This is a genomic window from Pseudomonas sp. ASL7, assembly GCF_056680375.1.
In genome coordinates, this window is record NZ_CM155279.1 from 2,067,696 (window position 1) to 2,085,845 (window position 18,150).

The 18,150-nt window shown below is 58.8% G+C and carries 19 protein-coding genes and 2 pseudogenes; 11 read left to right on the forward strand and 10 right to left on the reverse strand.

Annotated elements, in window-relative coordinates; all coding sequences use genetic code 11:
- Window positions 1-4: 4 nt before the first annotated feature.
- Together dmeF and AC1MDT_RS09370 are read right to left on the reverse strand one after the other, a co-directional pair.
- A complete protein-coding gene (gene dmeF / locus AC1MDT_RS09365; protein ID WP_480421750.1) occupies window positions 5-946 on the reverse strand; it encodes a CDF family Co(II)/Ni(II) efflux transporter DmeF in 942 nt (313 codons plus the stop codon).
- Between the two features lie 12 nt (window positions 947-958).
- Window positions 959-1,234, reverse strand: coding sequence for a metal/formaldehyde-sensitive transcriptional repressor (locus tag AC1MDT_RS09370; RefSeq protein WP_480421751.1), 276 nt, complete (start codon window positions 1,232-1,234; stop codon window positions 959-961).
- Window positions 1,235-1,413: 179 nt separating this feature from the next.
- On the opposite strand from AC1MDT_RS09370, the gene AC1MDT_RS09375 reads away from it, so the two are divergent.
- Window positions 1,414-2,445, forward strand: a complete 1,032-nt coding sequence (locus tag AC1MDT_RS09375) for a D-cysteine desulfhydrase family protein (protein WP_480421752.1) — start codon at window positions 1,414-1,416, stop codon at window positions 2,443-2,445.
- A 3-nt stretch (window positions 2,446-2,448) separates the two neighbouring features.
- Here the strand turns inward: AC1MDT_RS09375 and AC1MDT_RS09380 are convergent.
- Window positions 2,449-2,523: pseudogene (locus AC1MDT_RS09380) on the reverse strand (FKBP-type peptidyl-prolyl cis-trans isomerase); the annotation flags it as partial.
- Between the two features lie 98 nt (window positions 2,524-2,621).
- Between AC1MDT_RS09380 and AC1MDT_RS09385 the strand changes: the two are divergent.
- Genes AC1MDT_RS09385 through AC1MDT_RS09395 form a run of 3 tightly spaced genes read left to right on the forward strand, consistent with a single transcriptional unit; the run spans window position 2,622 to window position 4,453 of the window.
- On the forward strand, window positions 2,622-3,836 hold the full coding sequence (locus tag AC1MDT_RS09385) for a colicin E3/pyocin S6 family cytotoxin (RefSeq protein ID WP_480421753.1): 1,215 nt from the start codon (window positions 2,622-2,624) through the stop codon (window positions 3,834-3,836).
- Window positions 3,837-3,851: 15 nt separating this feature from the next.
- Window positions 3,852-4,091, forward strand: coding sequence for a pyocin S6 family toxin immunity protein (locus tag AC1MDT_RS09390; RefSeq protein WP_480421754.1), 240 nt, complete (start codon window positions 3,852-3,854; stop codon window positions 4,089-4,091).
- A gap of 26 nt (window positions 4,092-4,117) precedes the next feature.
- Window positions 4,118-4,453, forward strand: a complete 336-nt coding sequence (locus AC1MDT_RS09395; protein ID WP_480421755.1) for a hypothetical protein — start codon at window positions 4,118-4,120, stop codon at window positions 4,451-4,453.
- Window positions 4,454-4,536: 83 nt separating this feature from the next.
- Here AC1MDT_RS09395 and AC1MDT_RS09400 read toward each other — a convergent pair whose 3' ends face one another.
- Window positions 4,537-4,875 carry an FKBP-type peptidyl-prolyl cis-trans isomerase gene (locus AC1MDT_RS09400; protein WP_480421756.1) on the reverse strand — a complete coding sequence of 113 codons (339 nt, stop codon included), beginning with the start codon at window positions 4,873-4,875 and terminating at the stop codon, window positions 4,537-4,539.
- A 165-nt stretch (window positions 4,876-5,040) separates the two neighbouring features.
- Between AC1MDT_RS09400 and AC1MDT_RS09405 the strand changes: the two genes are divergently transcribed.
- On the forward strand, window positions 5,041-6,114 hold the full coding sequence (locus tag AC1MDT_RS09405) for a diguanylate cyclase domain-containing protein (RefSeq protein WP_480421757.1): 1,074 nt from the start codon (window positions 5,041-5,043) through the stop codon (window positions 6,112-6,114).
- A gap of 5 nt (window positions 6,115-6,119) precedes the next feature.
- Here the strand turns inward: AC1MDT_RS09405 and AC1MDT_RS09410 are convergent, their stop codons facing one another.
- Entirely contained in the window at window positions 6,120-6,584 is a 465-nt protein-coding gene (locus AC1MDT_RS09410; protein ID WP_201112556.1) for a hypothetical protein, read from the reverse strand.
- A gap of 100 nt (window positions 6,585-6,684) precedes the next feature.
- Complete coding sequence (locus AC1MDT_RS09415; RefSeq protein ID WP_480421758.1) at window positions 6,685-6,993, reverse strand: RcnB family protein; 309 nt, start codon at window positions 6,991-6,993, stop codon at window positions 6,685-6,687.
- A gap of 149 nt (window positions 6,994-7,142) precedes the next feature.
- Here AC1MDT_RS09415 and AC1MDT_RS09420 point away from each other — a divergent pair, with 149 nt between their 5' ends.
- Together AC1MDT_RS09420 and AC1MDT_RS09425 are read left to right on the forward strand one after the other, a co-directional pair.
- Window positions 7,143-7,748, forward strand: a complete 606-nt coding sequence (locus AC1MDT_RS09420; RefSeq protein WP_201112552.1) for a DJ-1/PfpI family protein — start codon at window positions 7,143-7,145, stop codon at window positions 7,746-7,748.
- A gap of 199 nt (window positions 7,749-7,947) precedes the next feature.
- Window positions 7,948-9,756 (forward strand): monovalent cation:proton antiporter-2 (CPA2) family protein, encoded by a 1,809-nt coding sequence (locus AC1MDT_RS09425; protein ID WP_480421759.1) that lies wholly within the window; start codon window positions 7,948-7,950, stop codon window positions 9,754-9,756.
- 172 nt (window positions 9,757-9,928) lie between these two features.
- On the opposite strand, the gene AC1MDT_RS09430 is transcribed toward AC1MDT_RS09425, so the two are convergent.
- Complete coding sequence (locus tag AC1MDT_RS09430) at window positions 9,929-10,501, reverse strand: cytochrome b (RefSeq protein WP_480421760.1); 573 nt, start codon at window positions 10,499-10,501, stop codon at window positions 9,929-9,931.
- Between the two features lie 417 nt (window positions 10,502-10,918).
- Here AC1MDT_RS09430 and AC1MDT_RS09435 point away from each other — a divergent pair.
- The 3 genes and pseudogenes from AC1MDT_RS09435 to AC1MDT_RS09445 all read left to right on the forward strand — a co-directional run.
- A pseudogene (locus AC1MDT_RS09435) lies at window positions 10,919-11,170 on the forward strand (tetratricopeptide repeat protein); the annotation flags it as partial.
- An 11-nt stretch (window positions 11,171-11,181) separates the two neighbouring features.
- Window positions 11,182-11,844 carry a response regulator gene (locus AC1MDT_RS09440; protein ID WP_480421761.1) on the forward strand — a complete coding sequence of 221 codons (663 nt, stop codon included), beginning with the start codon at window positions 11,182-11,184 and terminating at the stop codon, window positions 11,842-11,844.
- Window positions 11,841-13,259 (forward strand): ATP-binding protein, encoded by a 1,419-nt coding sequence (locus AC1MDT_RS09445; protein WP_480421762.1) that lies wholly within the window; start codon window positions 11,841-11,843, stop codon window positions 13,257-13,259. The genes AC1MDT_RS09440 and AC1MDT_RS09445 overlap by 4 nt, the downstream gene beginning before the upstream one ends.
- A gap of 63 nt (window positions 13,260-13,322) precedes the next feature.
- Here AC1MDT_RS09445 and AC1MDT_RS09450 read toward each other — a convergent pair whose 3' ends face one another.
- From AC1MDT_RS09450 to AC1MDT_RS09460, 3 genes are all read right to left on the reverse strand, one after another.
- Window positions 13,323-14,765, reverse strand: coding sequence for an FAD/NAD(P)-binding protein (locus AC1MDT_RS09450; RefSeq protein ID WP_480421763.1), 1,443 nt, complete (start codon window positions 14,763-14,765; stop codon window positions 13,323-13,325).
- 99 nt (window positions 14,766-14,864) lie between these two features.
- Window positions 14,865-16,268: an LLM class flavin-dependent oxidoreductase gene (locus AC1MDT_RS09455; RefSeq protein ID WP_480421764.1), complete on the reverse strand. Its 1,404-nt coding sequence runs from the start codon at window positions 16,266-16,268 to the stop codon at window positions 14,865-14,867.
- A gap of 152 nt (window positions 16,269-16,420) precedes the next feature.
- A complete protein-coding gene (locus tag AC1MDT_RS09460) occupies window positions 16,421-16,984 on the reverse strand; it encodes a helix-turn-helix domain-containing protein (protein ID WP_480421765.1) in 564 nt (187 codons plus the stop codon).
- Between AC1MDT_RS09460 and AC1MDT_RS09465 the strand changes: the two genes are divergently transcribed.
- Entirely contained in the window at window positions 16,979-18,004 is a 1,026-nt protein-coding gene (locus AC1MDT_RS09465; RefSeq protein WP_480421766.1) for a DMT family transporter, read from the forward strand. The two genes, AC1MDT_RS09460 and AC1MDT_RS09465, sit on opposite strands and share 6 nt — an antisense overlap.
- The last annotated feature ends 146 nt before the right edge of the window (window positions 18,005-18,150 follow it).

The window sequence follows — 18,150 nt, forward strand, 5'->3', positions numbered from 1 at the left end:
CGTATCAGCCGTTGCGATGCTCGACCGTCAGGTGGGACAACTCATGAACCGGCGCCAGGCGCTCACGAACCATGTCGGCACTGACGCCAGCAGCGGCCACGACGCTGACAATGGCTGCCCGCGCCTGAGGCCCGACTTGCCAGACGTGAAGGTCGCTGATGCGCACATCATCCGATGATTCCAGCAGTTCACGAATTTCCTCGGCAACATGCTCATCGGTGGCATCGAGCAGCACTGAAGCACTGCTGCGCATCAGGCCATAGGCCCAGTTCGCGATGACCATGGCGCCGACGATACCCATCACCGGGTCAAGCCAGACCCAACCCAGGAAGCGTCCGGCCAACAACGCGGCGATGGCCAGGACCGAGGTCAAGGCATCAGCGAGCACATGGACGTAAGCCGAGCGCAGATTGTTGTCGTGATGATGCTCGTGGTCATGACTGTGCCCGTGATCATGGTCGTGATGGTCGTGATGACTATGCCCATGATGACCGCCCAGCAACAGCGCACTGACGATGTTCACCGCGAGCCCGACCACTGCAATCAACGTCGCCTCTGTAAACGCCACGGTAGTTGGCTGAAACAAACGAAAAATGGACTCAGCGGCAATGCCGAGCGACACCAGGCCCAGCACCATGGCCGAGGCAAAACCGGCCAGATCACCGACCTTGCCGGTGCCGAAACTGTAACGGGTATTGTTGGCATGGCGTCGGGCAAAACCGTACGCCGCCGCGGCGATCCCCAAGGCTACGGCATGTGTCGCCATGTGGAATCCATCGGCCAGCAGTGCCATGGAGCCTGTGATGTAGCCGGCAGCAATCTCGCCAATCATCATGACGAAGGTCAGTACCACCACCCATAACGTGCGGCGGGCATTTTCATCGTGGTTGGCGCCGAGAAACATATGATCGTGGGCAAAATGCGAAGCCTGTGGCGTCAGTGTCATGTGCGCGGGTCTCTATTTCGAATAACGACGGATGGCTTGCAGTAAATCTTCCAGACCTTCAGCGCGCTCTTCATCGCTCAGTCCGGGATGCGCCACGTGTTCACGGGCGTGGGCCTCGATGAATTGATCCAGCAAGCCGTTGACCGCACCGCGAACGGCCGCGACCAGATGCAGGGTTTTCGCGCAATCGGCGTCGGACTCAAGCGCCCGCTCAACGGCCTGGACCTGCCCTGAAATGCGCCGAACGCGGTTGAGCAAGTCATCTTTGTGTTCGTGGATATGCGACATACCTATACCCCCTACCCCTATTTTCCGCGCATAGTCACCGATCCTGACGGAACTGGCAAGCGGACAATCCAACGAATTAGATACATCAGGTAATAGGAGTAATAACCCACGATACATTTATCCCGAATGGCTTTGTCCTTACAGTCACTTGGATAACAGTGAACAACGAGGCTCCATTGATGCAGACCCTACTGGACAAGGCGCTGAGTTCTTTTCCACGGACAGACCTCCTGCAAGGCCCCACGCCCATCCAGCGGGCCGAACGTATCGAACAGTTGTTGGGCTTGAAGTCGCAGGGAATTGGCCTGTTTCTCAAGCGCGACGATCACATGTTGATAGGCGGTGGCGGCAACAAACTGCGCAAACTTGAATTTCATATCGGCGCAGCATTGGCCGCGGGTGTCGACACGGTCATTACCATCGGCGGCCTTCAGTCCAACCATGCGCGCCTGACCGCCGCCGTGTGTGCTCGCCTGGACATTGCGTGCGAATTGATCCTGACCCGGTCAGTGCCTAAAGCCGAAGTGGATTACGAACTCAATGGCAACGTCCTGCTCGACCAGTTGTTCGGCGCAGAAATGAGCGTGTTTCCCGCTGGCACCGACTCACTCGCCAAGGCCGAACTACGTGCAGCGCAGCTGCGGGACGCGGGGCGCACCGTGATGGTGCTCCCCACCGGGGGCTCAACGCCGTTGGGCAGTCTCGGTTATTCGCGCTGTGCAACCGAGATCGCGCAGCAGGAAACGCAACTGGGCGTCACCTTTAACCAGGTCGTGGTACCCAACGGCAGCGCCGGCACCCACGCCGGGCTCGCGGCCGGCTTCCAATTGCTGGGCCGAGGCACGTCTATCGTCAAGTCTTACGCGGTTTTATCCGACCGGGACTCATCGGCGGCCAGGACCGTGCAATTGACCCAGAACGCGCTGGCGTTGTTGGGCAGCAGCGCCATCGTGCGAGCTGACGAAATCACCATTGACGGCAGCCAACTGGGCGATGGTTACGGCCTGCCAACGCCAGACATGCAGGACGCGGTACGCCTGATGGCCCGCGCCGAAGGTCTGTTGATCGACCCGGTGTATTCCGGCAAAGCGTTCGCCGGGTTGTTGGCCGATCTCAGGCTAGGACGCTACCGCTCCGGGGACAATGTGCTGTTTGTGATGACCGGCGGCACCCCGGGTTTGTATGCCTACCGGGAATCTTTTCAGGCCTGACCGTCAATCGTCCCGCGTGAGCACTTCCAGCAATTCAATCTCGAAAATCAGCTTCGAATTCGGCGTGAGGGCCGCCACTTGTAACAACGGCCAAAGTTTCAGATCAGTCCTACATCTATCAAATGACCCTTGATATAGCGTCCGCATCGCCTTCAAACGATGAAACAAGGACGCTCATGGCTCGCAAAACAGACATACCCAGGGTTCAAAACCCACCGTCAGGCGACGGGCACCACATCACCAGCCGCTACATGACCGCCTCCGAACTGGCACAGCGGGATGCCAGACAAAAAACGTATGACGACATGTTGGCTCGACAACAGAAGTATGAGGACCGTTTCATCAGGCAACCTCAACAACGGGACAATCCTGGCTCCATGGGTTGCGTGTTCGCCAAAAGCTGCAACCTCCCAGACGGCGTAATCAACCACGACAACCCAACCGGGTTTGTCCCTGTCGAGAATCTGGCTGATTACGGAAAATTCTCCCTGCTGGGTGGCCGCGCAAGGGATGCAGCGGGAAACATCCCTCTCAAAAAAATCAGTGGTAGCGCGTTACCTGCTGCGCTGGGAACGCTTCTCCTAGGCCAACTCGCTGGCACCGGGACAAGTACTGCTGGAGCAGGCGTAGTGACGGCTGGTGTTGTTGCTGGCGCATTGGTGGGAATGGTTGCCCTGCTCTGGCCGTCGAGTCTCGCGGATAGCTCGCTGTACACAGAAGAACAACTTAAGTCGCTCAAGGAAGGCCGTACACGTGTTCGACTGCATGTCGAACAACAGGCCGATGGCACCCTGAAGGGATACGGATACAACACCCAAAATCGCAGCGATTGGGAAATGATCCCTGTAATACAGTTCGTAGCTCAAGGCTCTCAGCAAGTGGCTGACTTTGGTAATGGGACAACTCTGATATGGACACCCGCCGTAGATCCGTCCGGTATTTCAGGAATCCCTCCGCTAGAAAGTGCGCCACAAGCCCCGCACATCTGGATTTATCCGCCTACTCCAGCCGCCGACAGCATCATCGTCAACCCGATCCACCCGCCAGAATATAAGGATTTCATCCTTGTATTCCCGGCGTATTCCGGTGTCCAGCCGCTGTATGTTGTGATTTCAAGGCCTGCTATCGGTGGTGATATAAAGTACCACCGGCCGCCGCTGTCTTTACCTGCATTCCCAGATGCCCTCCCTGTTAAATCAAAAAGCAGTGTTCAGGGCGGTGGAGGTAAACGAAGTCGGTGGAAGGATCGAAAGGGGCGAATATATGAATGGGATAGCAAGACAGGCGCCATAGAGATTTATGATAAGCAAGGAAAGCATCTTGGTGAGTTCAACCACGAAACAGGTGAGCAGATAGACCCCGCCACACCCGGCAGATTCACCGAGAAATAAATGAGGAGAATATCGATGTTTTTATGGATTAGTGGATTTTTAAAAGGTGATGACGAGGATGACTCGTTAAAGTACGAACTTACTGTTCGACCAGAGTATGAAACCTTGGTAATGAGTGTTTTGGGCTGGGAAAATCTTGATGAATGTGCGGATGGGGAATGGTTGCTAACCGACTTGCAAGTTCAACAGATCGCTATAGCTCTCAGTGAGCAGTTACCGACTGAGCTAGACCTCTTCATAGGAGTTCGGGAGTAGCTACAACTGTTTCCGGGAGTAAAAAAGTGAGCCTTCGCTATCAAGATCCATCAATGAGCCACGATGAAGCGACGAAGCTTCTTGCCAGCGGCAGGGATATGAATGTCATTGCGGGATTGATTTCTATCGGTCTGAATGAAGGAGACAGAACCTGGGCTCAGGACACTTGCCTTAAGTACCTCGCAAGTGAGACTGAATCGGTTGCAGCATCCGCCGTCACCGCTCTTGGTCATATAGCTCGCAGGCATAGCGAACTGGATAAGGAAACGGTCCTTCCGGCACTCGAAACCGTGAAGAAAAAATTCCCTTCCTTGGAGGGAGTTATTGCGGACACGCTTGACGACATTGACGCATTCACCTGACCCCACCGAAAGTTCGAATACAGGACATTGTGGTGAGGAAGCTTGCCCCTCACCACAACAACTCAATTCAGCTCTCGCTATCCTCAATCATCCCGCGTGAGCACTTCCAACAACTCAATCTCGAAAATCAAATTCGAATTCGGCGTGATCGCCCCCATCGAACGCTCGCCATAGCCCAGGTGCGCCGGCACCAGCAGCTTGCGCTTGCCGCCGACCTGCATGCCCATAATCCCCTGATCCCAGCCCTTGATGACCCTTCCAGTGCCAATCACGCACTGGAAAGGTTTGCCTCGACTGTAGGAAGAATCGAATTCGCTGCCGTCTTCCAGCCAGCCGCGGTATTGGGTGGTGATCAGCGCACCTTTGACCGCGGCTTTGCCTTCGCCCACTTCAAGATCGATTACCTGCAATTCCTCATTCATCACGTTCACTCTATTGTGCACCCATCCAACAGGGCGTAATGGGCGCCGTTTTCCCAGAAATCCGCACGATTGGCAACCCATTCGACCTGTTTCCGGCATTCACCGTGAACTAAGATAGGCAACAACCTACCCGACGGTTCAATACGCCATGATGGCAATCCCTGAATGAATATGGACTGGACCAGCGCGGTCATCGCCTTGGTGATGCTTGCCCTGATCGTCGCCTTGATCTGTCGCGAGCGCGCGTTGCAAAAACAGCTGGCCGAGCTTCGCGTGCTGGTTGCCAGCCTGACCGATGGGCAAAACATCCACCAGGACGGTGACGCCGAACGCTTCAAACGCAGCCAATATTTCGCCCGCATCGGCACCTGGGACTGGGATGTCGACACCGACAAGCTCTACTGGTCGGACGCGATTTACGGCATGTTCGGCTTCAAAATCGGTGAAGTGACGCCCTCCTACGCCCTGTTTTGCGCCTGCGTGCACCCGGACGACCGTGCAACGGTTCGGGCCGGTGAATTGCGCTGCCTGGAAACCGGCGACAACCATGACGAGGAATACCGGGTCGTCTGGCCCGATGGCACCATCCGCTGGCTGAGGGAGACCGGCAATGTGGTGAAGAACGATCACGACATGACCATCAAAATGATGGGCGTGGTGCGCGACATCACCGAGGAAAAAGCCTCTGCCAGTTACCTGCAACACCTGGCCCACTACGATCCGCTGACTGGCCTGCCCAATCGCCTGGTGCTGGAGGAGCGCCTGTGCGAAGCCCTGGAGCAGGCCCGTGTCAGCGCCACGCGTGTCGCGCTGGTGTTTGTCGATCTCAATGGCTTCAAGGCAATCAATGATCGCTACGGCCATGCGGCTGGCGACCGGGTATTGATCACCACCGCCACCCGGTTGAAGCGGATCCTGCGTTCAACCGACACCGTCGCCCGGATTGGTGGCGACGAATTTGTGGTCATCCTGCAAGGCCTGCCACAGGGCAACAGCCTGCAAGACGAAGCCCGCGTCATCTGCCAGAAAATTTTCGTCGAACTCTCACCGCCGATCACCATCGGCAATGACCAGCGGCACATCGGTACCAGCCTTGGGGTCGCGGTGTTCCCGGACCATGCGCCGAGCATGGACCGGTTGATTCACATCGCCGACCTGGCGATGTATGAAGCCAAGCGCAGCGGGAATAATCAGTATCGGTTGGGTGATCAGACGGTGAGTCATATTCGAGTTGAGTAAACGCTTCAGTCCTTGCGTTGGCCAAAAGGAATGCCGTTAAACGTGTGGGTGCAACAATGACAATAAGGAGTCATGCGCTCAGCCGTCAGCTCAGGATTGACGATTCGCAGAAGCCCCTGGTCATCCACAAACAAGCCACTGAAATAGCTCGACTCCCCTAGACACACCTGCTCCTGCCTTTCGCTTTCATGCAGGGCAACCATCCAGAACACCGGTTCATGCCGGTCGAGACGAGCCACCGCCTCACTGAAAACTTCATCCCATTGCCTACCGACGCGAGACAACAGAAACCGAAAGAGCGGCGTGTAATCAAACCCGTGCCGACGAGTTCCATGCATAGAACTGCGTTGCACATCATTATGAATTTCAGCCTTAGTGTTGCGCTGATGCCGATAATGTCCCGTGAAATCGTTACGCCAAACTCCCCACGTGCGGGTATTGACCTTGCGGTAGAGGGGTTTCTTTTCCAACGGGTCGCTCCTGACATCCAGTCAACAAAATCGCCCTCGAGCTTTACCGGAACGCAGGATGATTTCAATCAGCCTTCCATGGCCAATTGTTACCGGCGACTTACCGCTCCACCGGCGTGATGTCCATGATCGTCCCGCTGGTGATCATTACCATCATGTACTTATCGTTGATCTGCACCCACTGGGCCTGATCCTTCGGTGCCTTGAGCCCTTTCTGCTTCCAGTTGACCAGGGCTTTTTCGCTGCGTTGGTAGACCTCCGGCGCGCGGTCGCCGACCACCAGATTGCGGGCATTGTTGACCCCGGGCTGGACGGTTTTTTGCGGTGGGTCATCGGCTTGAACGATCGGGCTGATACCGGCAATGCCCGCGACTAGGGCCAGGCTGGCGATAAGGGTCTTGCTGTTCATCGGTGAACCTCCTGTGATGTCGTGGTACCCGAACTCCGACTGCGCGCGGACGCAATCATTCATTACTGTTGCGATGATTCTGTGCCGGACTGTATGGGATGCTTCGCGCATCGTCGGCGTAGGCTGCGAAAAAACACTCGGGATTCGCCATGCACATCGCCATTCTGACTTTTGACGGCTTCAACGAACTGGATTCCCTGATCGCCTACGGAATGCTCAGCCGGATTTCCCTGATCGGCGACAAGGATTGGCGGGTGAGCATCGCTTCACCGACCGCTCGGGTCACGTCCATGAACGGTTTGACCATCGACGCTCATATCGATCTGGCCGAGGCCTGTCAGGCCGATGCAGTGCTGGTGGGCAGTGGCATGAAAACCCGTGAAGTGGCCAATGATCCAGCAATCATGGATCAGTTGTGTTTCGATCCGTCCCGCCAGTTACTGGGCTCTCAGTGCTCCGGAACCTTCCTGCTGGCCAAGCTTGGGCTTCTGGGCGAGGCACCGGCCTGCACCGATACCACCAGCAAACCCTGGGTGCAGGCGGCGGGCGTCAACATTGTTAATCAAGCGTTCTACGCCAACGGCAACATCGCCACCGCCGGCGGCTGTTTCTCCGCGCAATACCTGTCGGCGTGGGTGCTGGCCCGGCTCAAGGGTGCAGAAACCGCGCGGGAAGTGTTGCACTACTTCGCCCCGGTCGGCGAAAAGGACGAGTATGTGGCCAGGGGGATGGCGCATATCGATGCGCATCTCTGACAGACGGATCGCCAATTAGGCCGCCATCGCGAGCAGGCTCGCTCCCACATGGGTTCTGTGAATGACACAAATTCATTGTGGGAGCGAGCCTGCTCGCGATAGCGGTGTGTGAGTCAACAACCATTTATGTTCAGGCTGACGCCTGTGCCTGCAACCCTTATCCTTGACGCTCCGCCGCACCGAGTCTTTGGAGTTCGTCATGCCCCACGAAGGCAACCTGTTGCAAGCCGCTGTCGTGTTTCTGTTCGCAGCCGTGCTCTCCGTGCCCTTGGCCAAACGTCTGCAATTGGGGGCGGTGCTGGGTTATTTGTTTGCCGGCGTGATCATCGGGCCGTCGGTGCTCGGCTTGATTGGCAATCCGCAAAGCGTCAGCCACATCTCCGAACTCGGCGTGGTGTTACTGCTGTTCATCATTGGTCTTGAGCTGTCGCCACGCCGTTTGTGGGTGATGCGCAAATCGGTGTTTGGTGTGGGCCTGGCGCAGGTGCTGCTGACGGGCTCGGTGATTGGCCTGCTGGCGTTGCTGGTGTTTGGCCAGCCGCTCAATAGCGCGATTGTGCTCGGCCTTGGCCTGGCGCTGTCGTCCACTGCATTTGGCCTGCAAAGCCTGGCCGAACGCAAAGAGTTGACCAGTCCCCACGGGCGACTGGCGTTTGCGATTCTGCTGTTCCAGGACATCGCCGCGATCCCGTTGATCGCCATGGTGCCGCTGCTGGCGGGCGGTGATCACTCCACCAGTGCTGCCGAAAATTTGAACCACGGCTTACGGGTGTTGGGCAGCATCGCGGTGGTGGTGATCGGCGGGCGGTATCTGTTGCGGCCGGTGTTTCGCGTCGTGGCCAAAACCGGGTTGCCGGAGGTTTCTACCGCCACCGCGCTGTTGGTGGTGATTGGCACGGCATGGCTGATGGACCTGGTCGGTGTGTCCATGGCGCTAGGGGCGTTTCTCGCCGGTTTGCTGTTGGCGGACTCTGAGTATCGCCATGAACTGGAAGCGCAGATCGAACCCTTCAAAGGCCTGTTGCTGGGGCTGTTTTTCATCAGTGTCGGCATGGGCGCCAACCTGAGTCTGTTGCTGAACGCGCCGATCACTGTGCTGGGCCTGACGCTGCTATTGATCGCTATCAAACTGCCGCTGCTGTTCATTGTGGGTCGATTTGCCGGTGGTTTGGGCAAGGTCAGTGCGATTCGGTTGGGCATCGTGCTGGCGGCCGGGGGCGAATTTGCGTTCGTGGTGTTCAAGATCGGCCGGGATCAGGGCTTGTTCGAACCGCGCCTGTACGACTTGCTGGTGCTGACGATCACGTTGTCCATGGCGGTGACGCCGCTGTTGCTGCTGATCTGTGCGCGACTGGTCAGCCCGAAGGTGCAGCCGGTGGTGGTGCCGGAAAAATTCCGTGACATAGACACCGACGAACCCCGCGTGGTGATCGCCGGCATGGGCCGAATGGGGCAGATCATCGCCCGTATCCTGCGCGCGCAGAACATCAAGTTCGTGGCCCTCGACACCTCGGTGGAAACCATTGAGCTGTCACGCAGTTTCGGCGGCGTGCCGGTGTTCTACGGCGATCCGATGCGCCCGGAAATCCTCAGCGCGGCCAAGGTCGGGCAGGCGGAATACTTTGTCATCGCCACTGATGATCCGGACACCAACATCAAGACCGCCGAGTTGGTACACAAGCTGTATCCCCACATCAAAATCATCGCCCGCGCCCGTAACCGCCAGCATGTGCACCGCTTGATGGACCTGGGCGCCGAAGCGATTCGGGAAACCTACTATTCGAGCCTGGAAATGAGCCGGCGCACGCTGGTCGGACTCGGGCTGACCCAGGCCCAGGCCGATGCGCGGATCAAGCGTTTCAAACATCACGACGAACAGGTGCTGGAAGCACAGCATGCGGTGTATGACGACGCGGCGAAGGTGTTGCAGACGGCGCAGGAGGCCCGGGGGGAACTGGCGAGGTTGTTTGAGGCCGATCAGTTGGAGGAGCAATCGGCCAGGCGTTGAGGTGTATTTGAGGGCCTCTTCGCGAGCAAGCCCGCTCCCACAGGGGCTCTTTGGTAAACACATGATTTGTGTACGACTGAGAACCCATGTGGGAGCGAGCCTGCTCGCGAAGAACGATAACGCGGTAATTCAGACAAACCAGGATGACTGCGGTCCAGCACGGGCCTGGAGATTATCGCTGACGCTGACTGACGCCATTGCCGGACCGGCCGGGCAGCATGCGCGTCAGGGTGTTGTCGCCAACCCAATAGTGATGGAACAAACCCATTGCCGCGTGTAAGCCGATCAACCAGTAGCCGGTGCTGCCGAGCAGTTCGTGCCAATGCTTGAACTGCTTGGCCTGGTCCGGATCAACCGCGACCAGTGATGGCAGGTAGAAATCAAAATAGGGCATCGGCTTGTCCCCCGCCGAGAGCATCAACCAGGCGAGTACCGGTGTGGCGATCATCAGCACATAGAGCGCCAGATGCATCAGGTGCGAAGCGCCGATCTGCCACTTTGGAAGCGCCGGGGTAATGGGCGGCCGAGGCGTCAAGCGGCCGAGCAAACGCACCCAGACCAACACAAAAATGCTCAGCCCGAACACGCCGTGCAACCCAAGAAACAATCCCCTCAAGGCGTTGCCCTTTGGCACCAGGCCTTTGATTTCGATGCTGGCATAAACACAAACAAACAGCGCCAGCATCAGCCAGTGCAAGGTGATCGAGAGTTTTCCGTAACGCTGTGTCACTGATTCGCGGGTCATAAAGGGCCTCGTGAAGGTCATTGTCGGCTGTCGAGTCATTCGCGCAGCCTGGAATCCGGTATGTCACCGCTCCGCTGGGCGGCCACCCTGCCAGCGCAAGCTTAAGGCAATCTGAAGACAGCCGCGAACGCACCTCTTTGCCACCTTCAGGTTCCGTTAAGAAACGCCTCCGATACTCCTCCCACACTCACCCCGGGGAGGCGTCTTCCAATGCCCGATTTTGACTGGAAAATCCCTCTGCCCCTGCACTTCGGCCACGCCGAAACCCCGCCGCTGAGTCTGGCCAGGGCGTTGCAGGACGAGCCTCAGCGTCCAGTCTTCGAAACCTTTATCCAGCAACGTTTCCGCAAGGCCGCCCTGAGTCAGAGCGTCTGGGCCTTGGATAACGCTGACCCGCAACGCCTCTCCGGCATCCGGCCCATCGGCTTCGGTGACTCGGACAAGGCCGGGCAGTTACTCAAACAGGCCTTGCAACTCAACCCGAACGGCATCGATAGTCTGTACTTCTGGGGCGATCATCTTTACCGTCAGAAACGCTACGCTGACGCTAAATCGGCGCTGCAACAACCCTAGCAAGCGCCACCACGGCCAGGTCGGGAAACCGCCGATGCCGGACGCCGCAAGGAAATCGAAGCGTTGCTGGTGGACGTGAACAAGAAACTCAACTGACAGGAGTCCATGTGCGTTTATTACTGATCGAGGATGACGTGGCCCTCGGCGAGGGTATTCATCAGGCCCTGAGCCGCGAGGGTTATACCGTCGACTGGTTGCAGGACGGCAGTAGTGCATTACATGCGCTGCTCAGCGAAACCTTTGATCTGGCCCTGCTCGACCTCGGTTTGCCAGGCTTAGACGGTCTCGAAGTGTTGCGCCGCTTGCGTGACACCGGTTCCAACCTGCCAGTGCTGATCCTCACCTCCCGCGATGCCACCGAAGACCGCATCGCAGGGCTGGACGCAGGCGCCGATGACTACTTGATCAAACCCTTTGACCTGGCCGAACTCAAGGCCCGTCTGCGGGCCTTGTTACGGCGCAGCGCTGGCCGCGCCCAGGCGCTGATCGAACACGCCGGCATCAGCCTGAACCCCGGCACGCAGCAAGTCAGTTATCAGGGCGAACCGGTGGCTCTGACGCCCAAGGAATACCAGCTGCTCCACGAATTGCTCTCGCCACCGGGCAGGGTCATGACCCGTGATCATTTGATGCAGTTGCTGTACGGCTGGAACGAAGAAGCTGAAAGCAACACCCTGGAGGTACACATCCATCACTTGCGCAAGAAATTCTCCACTGACCTGATCCGCACCATCCGCGGTGTCGGGTACCTGGTGGAGGAGCGTCGTTGACTTCCATCCGGCGCCGTACGCTGACGCTGATCATCGGCCTGATGCTCACCGGCCTGGCGGTGATCAGCGCGTTCAACCTGCACGACAGCAACCATGAAATCGCCGAAGTCTACGATGCCCAACTCGCCCAGAATGCGCGGTTGCTGCAGGGTGTCATGCGCATGCCCTTGGCCGGCAGGGAACATTCCGAGCTGTATCAGGCGTTCAACAAGGCCTTGGGCGAAGCAGAGCCAAGGGTCGACGGCCATCCCTATGAATCCAAGATTGCCTTTCAAGTCTGGAATGCCGAGGGTGAAGTGCTGGTGCACACCGCCAGCGCGCCCTCCTTCACCGCACCTGCGGCGCAACCCGGCTTCAGCGATGTCGTGGACCTGAACGCCCGTCACTGGCGCGCGTTCATGCTCGAAGACAAACAGAACAACCTGCGCATCTGGGTCGGCGAACGGGACGACGTGCGCTCGGACCTGGTGGACCGGATCGTTCTCCATACCCTGTGGCCCAATATTCTGGGCAGCCTGGTGCTGGCAGCGATGGTCTGGTTGGCCATCGGTTGGGGCCTCAAGCCTCTGGCCGACATGGCGGCAACCTTGCGGGTGCGGCACAGCGGCTCGCTGGAACCGCTGCAAATGAATCCGTTGCCCAGCGAACTGGAACCGATGCAAGCGGCGCTCAACCGCATGCTCGCGCAGATACAGGAAGTGCTCGGTCGCGAACGTCGCTTCATCGCCGACGCGGCCCATGAAATGCGCACGCCCCTGGCGGTGCTGCGAGTGCATGCGCAAAACCTGCTGGAGGCCGGCACCGAACAGGAGCGGCGAGAGTCCCTGGAGTTTCTGATCGCGGGCGTAGACCGTACCAGCCGCCTGGTGAATCAATTGCTGACCGTGGCCCGCCTCGAGCCCAAAGCCGTGGCGCCGGTGTTGCACCGCATCGATTTGACCGAAACCGTGCGCGACAGCCTGGTACAGCTCACACCCTGGTTGCTGAGTAAAAACCTTGAGTTGGCGTTCGAGGTCAACGACCGGCCCTTTGAAGTGATCGCCGACGCCGCCGCCATCGACATTGCCCTGAACAATCTGATCAGTAACGCCGCCAATTTTTCCCCCAAAGAGGGCGTTATCACTGTGCAGCTAAGTCAGGGCGATGGCTTCTATTCGCTGAGTGTCGAGGATCAAGGACCCGGCATCGACGAAGCCGATCGCGGGCGATTGTTCGAACGTTTTTACAGTCGGGGGAATGCTCAGGGAGCGGGTTTGGGCCTGACCATCGTCAACACTATCGCGATCCGGCTGGGTGGGCGGATTACGCTGGTCAATCGGCCTGAAGGCGGGCTGCGGGCAATCCTGTCGATTCCGGACGGCCATCCATGCAGCCCATTGCAGCGGACCACTCGCGAACTTCCGCCTGAGGGGTGAGTGATCGCGGTGCTACGTTGACTCGGGTATGCAAGACACTTTGATTGGGCCCCAACCAACGACTCACCGCAAAAACGAAAGTGATGCGAGGCGAACGGCCAACGCCTTGGCCTGACTCGCCACATCGGTTACAGCCGTACTCTCCCACCACATCCCACGCAACGGCGGCCCCATGGCAAACAGCCGACTGGCGACCCGCCCCTGGGCATCCAAAACCGCCCCATCAACGGCCGCTGCAATCCCCAACGCCAACGGCCCAGGCCGAATCAACCCACGCGCCAGCAATTGCTGTGGCAACGGTCGCGCAACCCGGCGCCAGTCATATTCGATGCCACTGGAATTGATCAACGCCGCACCACTGACCACGCACGTTTCAGTCTCGCCACGACGGCGAATACGGATACTGACCTCACCGCCCAATGACGGCTCCAGCCCTTTGAACGACGCCGCCTGAATCCGCAAACGCCCTTCCCCGTGCAACCGCGCTACCCGTTCGGCACTCAAGGGTGGCGAGCGGTGGTGATGACTCTCCCACCACGGTCGAACATGCCGCACGAACTGCCGACGCTGCACGTCCGTGGCCTGATTCCACAACCGCCCGATATGCGCCCGCACGGTATCCAGTGGTGCTTGCCAGTCGATGCCTTGCGCGATGGCGTCCCGGCACTGCCGACGCAGCTCGCGCACCAATTGTCGCGGCGTGCGAAAGCTGTGATCCTCGGCGAGAAAGTCCACCCAGGCGGGTGGCTGTCGACGGACGTGCGGCAACAAGCCATGCCGGGAAAACACTTCAATCGGCCCCCGATGCCCGGCCTGCTCCAGCGACACCACGGCATCGACCATGGTCAGGCCCGAACCGATGATCAGTACCGTCGACTGCGGATCGAGCTGTCGCATGGCGGCAACATCCCACGGATCAAGTGCGGCGGCGTTCAAACCGCTGGACTCGATCTGTGCTGTACGCGCGGCAGGGAACATACCCGTAGCCAGCACGGCAAACGTGCCCTGCAGCCATTGTCCGTCGCTCAGGCTCAGCCGCACCGAATCATCCTGCGTTTGCAGATCCACCACCTCTGCCCGCACGTGCTCGACCGTTGAACCGTTCAGTGCCCCGACAGCTTGCGCCTCAGCCAGTCGCTGCTGCACATACAGGCCGAAAATCCCCCGAGGCGGGAACAATTCACTGACCGGCACATGCTGCTCATCCGACTCCGGCCAGCCGCCGGCTGCGATGTACCCGGTCAGCCATTGGGTCAGGTCGTCGGCGTTGTCCGGGTCGACGCTCATGCGCGCGGCATTGCCATTGAGCGTATGGCCCAACTCGACCGCGCTGTAGGCTTCCCCCCGTCCCAATTCGGCACGAGGTTCAATCACCAGCACCGAACGTTTGCCCGGCAAACGCAACAACTGCGCCGCCAGCATCGCGCCGCTGAGGCCGCCGCCGACGATCAGGATGTCTGCGTGACGGATGGCGGCAGTCGCCAGTCCGCTTTGGGGTTCAGTCATACCGTTCTCACTGGTCAGTGTCGAGGATGAAGGCCGCTAAGGCGTAGTTGAATGCCACATTAATGTGTTGCCCGGCAAACCGGAAGCTCGCGACGGGGTTCAAGCCACGGCCTCTTTTCTCTCATGCTGACGCAAGGCTGCCAGGTCTCGGTAACCGGCACCCGGATGAATGTCCGGCAAGCGCGGCCCTTCGCCGAACAACTTCTCGCGCAAGGTCCCCGGCGCATACTCGGTCTTGTACACCCCGCGCTTCTGTAACTCTGGCACCAGCAGTTCCACGGCGTCGATGAAGGTTTCGTGAGTCAGTGCATAAGCCAGGTTGAAGCCCTCCACGTCCGTCTCCTCGACCCACTCCTGAAGCAGATCGGCGACGGTTTCGGGGCTGCCGACGAACAGCGGCCCAAAACCGCCAATGCCCACCCAGTCCGCCAGCTCGTTGGGCGTCCAGACCTTGTTCGGATCTGCCGTGGAGAACGCTTCCACCGCTGATTGAATGGCGTTGGTGTGCACGTGCTTGAGCGGTTCGTCAGGTTTGAACTGACTGAAATCAATGCCCGTCCACCCGGAGATCAACGCCATGGCGCCTTCGTAGCTGACCCAGGTTTTGTATTCCTCGAACTTGGCTTTGGCCTTGGCGTCGGTCTCGCCGAGGATCACCGTTTGCAGGTTGAAAATCAGGACCTTCGACGGATCGCGCCCGGCCTCGGCGGCCCGTCGACGGATGTCCGCGACAGTCTTTTTCAGCAGTACTTTGGACGGCGCGGCGACGAACACGCATTCAGCATGCTCGGCGGCGAACTGCTTGCCGCGACTCGACGCGCCGGCCTGATAAAGCACCGGAGTGCGTTGCGGTGAGGGCTCGCAGAGGTGAATGCCCGGCACCTGGAAGTGTTTGCCAACGTGCCGGATCTCGTGGATTTTGCTCGGATCGCTGAAGATCCGCCGCTCGCGATCCCGCAGGATGGCGCCCTCTTCCCAGCTGCCCTCCCAGAGCTTGTAGCACACCTGCAGGTACTCTTCGGCAAAGTCGTAACGTGCATCATGTTCGGTCTGGGCTTTCTGGCCGAGGTTCTTCGCGCCGCTCTCCAGATAAGACGTGACGATGTTCCAGCCCGCACGTCCCTTGGTCAGGTGATCGAGGGTCGATAGCCGTCGGGCGAACGGATAAGGATGCTCGAACGACAACGACGCGGTGAGGCCAAAACCCAAGTGCTCGGTGACCAGCGCCATCGGCGGGATCAGTTGCAACGGATCGTTGACCGGCACCTGTGCGGCTTGGCGAATTGCCGCGTCACCGTTGCCGTTGTAGACGTCGTAGATGCCCAGTACGTCGGCAATGAACAAGCCGTCAAACTTGCCGCGCTCGAGGATTTTCGCCAGATCGGTCCAGTATTCCAGATCCTTGTACTGCCACGAGCGATCCCTTGGATGTGCCCACAAACCCGGTGACTGATGGCCAACACAGTTCATGTCAAAAGCGTTAAGACGAATTTCACGGGCCATCGAACGGCACTCCGAAATGAATACATCAGCGCTTTTGCAGGAGCCGTGCCTAAATACGATTTCCTTATAATTCAATTACTTATATATTTATTATAGAAACGCTTGCAACTGAAAGACAGCAAAGTGTTTATCCGCTGTTGATCGGCAAACAGTTAGATCACCACGTTTCGCACAAAGCGCGTGGCCACCGCCCCATCGTTTCGATAAGCATGAGGCTGGTGGCTGGCAAACATGAAGAACTCGCCGGCGGCAATGTCATGCGCCGTGTCACCCAGCATCAGCGTCAGGCAGCCTTCGAACACGTAGATCTGCTCACTCCAGCCCTCGGCATCGGGTTGCGACGGATAGATTTCGCCTGGTTGCAGGCACCACTCCCATTGTTCCACCTCGCGGGTGGCGGTGGCTTTGGACAGTAAAACGGCTTTGCTGCCGGGAATGAGGCCGGCCCAGGCCACTTCGTTGATGCGGCTTGTGTCACGGGCATCGGGTGCCTGGATCAAGTCGCTGAAGGCCACGTCCAGCGCTTCCGCCACGCGGTCGAGGGTGGTCAGGCTGACGTTCTTCTCGCCGGCTTCGATGGCCACCAACATTCGTCGACTGACGCCGGACTTTTGCGCCAGTGCGCTCTGGCTCATGTCGGCGGCATGGCGCAAACGTCGAACGTTCTGACTGACGTGCTGGAGGACCGAAGCCCGCGGCGTGGAATCTTTGTGCACTATATTGCTCACTTAGTGGGGTTGGGCAGTATACTGCGCAACATTCGGCGCATTGTGCGTCCCCCTCAGGTAGCGCGCAAGGTTATGACGTCGGTGAACTCTCCCCAGGCTTCTTCCCGTTTCTCACGGTTCAGCAAGGCCGAATGCGTGCTGGTGCTGATTACCATGGTCTGGGGCGGGACCTTCTTGCTGGTGCAGCATGCGATGACCGTCAGTGGACCGATGTTTTTCGTCGGCCTGCGCTTTGCCGCTGCCGCGAGTATCGTCGCCCTGTTTTCCTGGCGCAGCCTGCGCGAATTGACCCTGTTCGAACTCAAGGCCGGGGCTTTTATCGGCGTGGCGATCATGCTCGGTTATGGCTTGCAGACCGTCGGATTGCAGAGCATTCCCAGCAGCCAGTCGGCGTTTATTACCGCGTTGTACGTACCCTTTGTGCCCTTGCTGCAATGGCTGGTGCTGGGGCGGCGACCGGGGCTGATGCCGAGCATCGGGATCATGCTGGCGTTTACCGGGTTGATGCTGTTGTCCGGCCCTGCCGGCGCTTCGTTTAATTTCAGCCCCGGTGAAATCGCCACGTTGATCAGTGCTGTTGCGATTGCTGCGGAGATCATTCTGATCAGCACCTATGCCGGCCAGGTCGATGTGCGGCGGGTGACGGCGGTGCAACTGGCGGTGACGTCTGCGTTGGCGTTTGTGATGGTGGTGCCAACCCAGGAAAGGATTCCGGACTTTTCCTGGTTGCTGCTGTGCAGCGCGCTGGGCCTGGGCGCGGCCAGCGCGGCGATTCAAGTGGCGATGAACTGGGCACAGAAGAGTGTCTCGCCGACTCGGGCCACGTTGATTTATGCCGGGGAGCCGGTGTGGGCCGGGATTGTCGGACGGATCGCCGGGGAACGGTTGCCGGCGATTGCGTTGGTGGGGGCAGGGTTGATTGTGGCGGCGGTGATTGTCAGTGAGCTGAAGACCAAGGGTAAGGCGGCGGCGCCTGCAGAAGAGCTGGAGCGGGAAATACAAGGTTAAGGCGTGAAATCTGCGGCACTTGAACAATAGCTATCGCGAGCAAGCTCGCTCCCACAGGATTAGCGCAACCCCTGTGGGAGCGAGCTTGCTCGCGATGGGGTCTGACCGGTCGAACACAACCCTTTGAAACAATGTGAATCAGGGAT

Bases quoted from the DNA above. Each gene is read 5' to 3' on its own strand.
- AC1MDT_RS09455 (WP_480421764.1), bottom strand. From the start codon at position 16,268: ATGGCCCGTGAAATTCGTCTTAACGCTTTTGACATGAACTGTGTTGGC.
- dmeF (WP_480421750.1), bottom strand. From the start codon at position 946: ATGACACTGACGCCACAGGCTTCGCATTTTGCCCACGATCATATGTTT.
- AC1MDT_RS09430 (WP_480421760.1), bottom strand. From the start codon at position 10,501: ATGACCCGCGAATCAGTGACACAGCGTTACGGAAAACTCTCGATCACC.
- AC1MDT_RS09425 (WP_480421759.1), top strand. From the start codon at position 7,948: ATGCCCCACGAAGGCAACCTGTTGCAAGCCGCTGTCGTGTTTCTGTTC.
- AC1MDT_RS09400 (WP_480421756.1), bottom strand. From the start codon at position 4,875: ATGAATGAGGAATTGCAGGTAATCGATCTTGAAGTGGGCGAAGGCAAA.
- AC1MDT_RS09390 (WP_480421754.1), top strand. From the start codon at position 3,852: ATGTTTTTATGGATTAGTGGATTTTTAAAAGGTGATGACGAGGATGAC.
- AC1MDT_RS09385 (WP_480421753.1), top strand. From the start codon at position 2,622: ATGGCTCGCAAAACAGACATACCCAGGGTTCAAAACCCACCGTCAGGC.
- AC1MDT_RS09420 (WP_201112552.1), top strand. From the start codon at position 7,143: ATGCACATCGCCATTCTGACTTTTGACGGCTTCAACGAACTGGATTCC.
- AC1MDT_RS09375 (WP_480421752.1), top strand. From the start codon at position 1,414: ATGCAGACCCTACTGGACAAGGCGCTGAGTTCTTTTCCACGGACAGAC.
- AC1MDT_RS09405 (WP_480421757.1), top strand. From the start codon at position 5,041: ATGAATATGGACTGGACCAGCGCGGTCATCGCCTTGGTGATGCTTGCC.
- AC1MDT_RS09415 (WP_480421758.1), bottom strand. From the start codon at position 6,993: ATGAACAGCAAGACCCTTATCGCCAGCCTGGCCCTAGTCGCGGGCATT.
- AC1MDT_RS09370 (WP_480421751.1), bottom strand. From the start codon at position 1,234: ATGTCGCATATCCACGAACACAAAGATGACTTGCTCAACCGCGTTCGG.
- AC1MDT_RS09450 (WP_480421763.1), bottom strand. From the start codon at position 14,765: ATGACTGAACCCCAAAGCGGACTGGCGACTGCCGCCATCCGTCACGCA.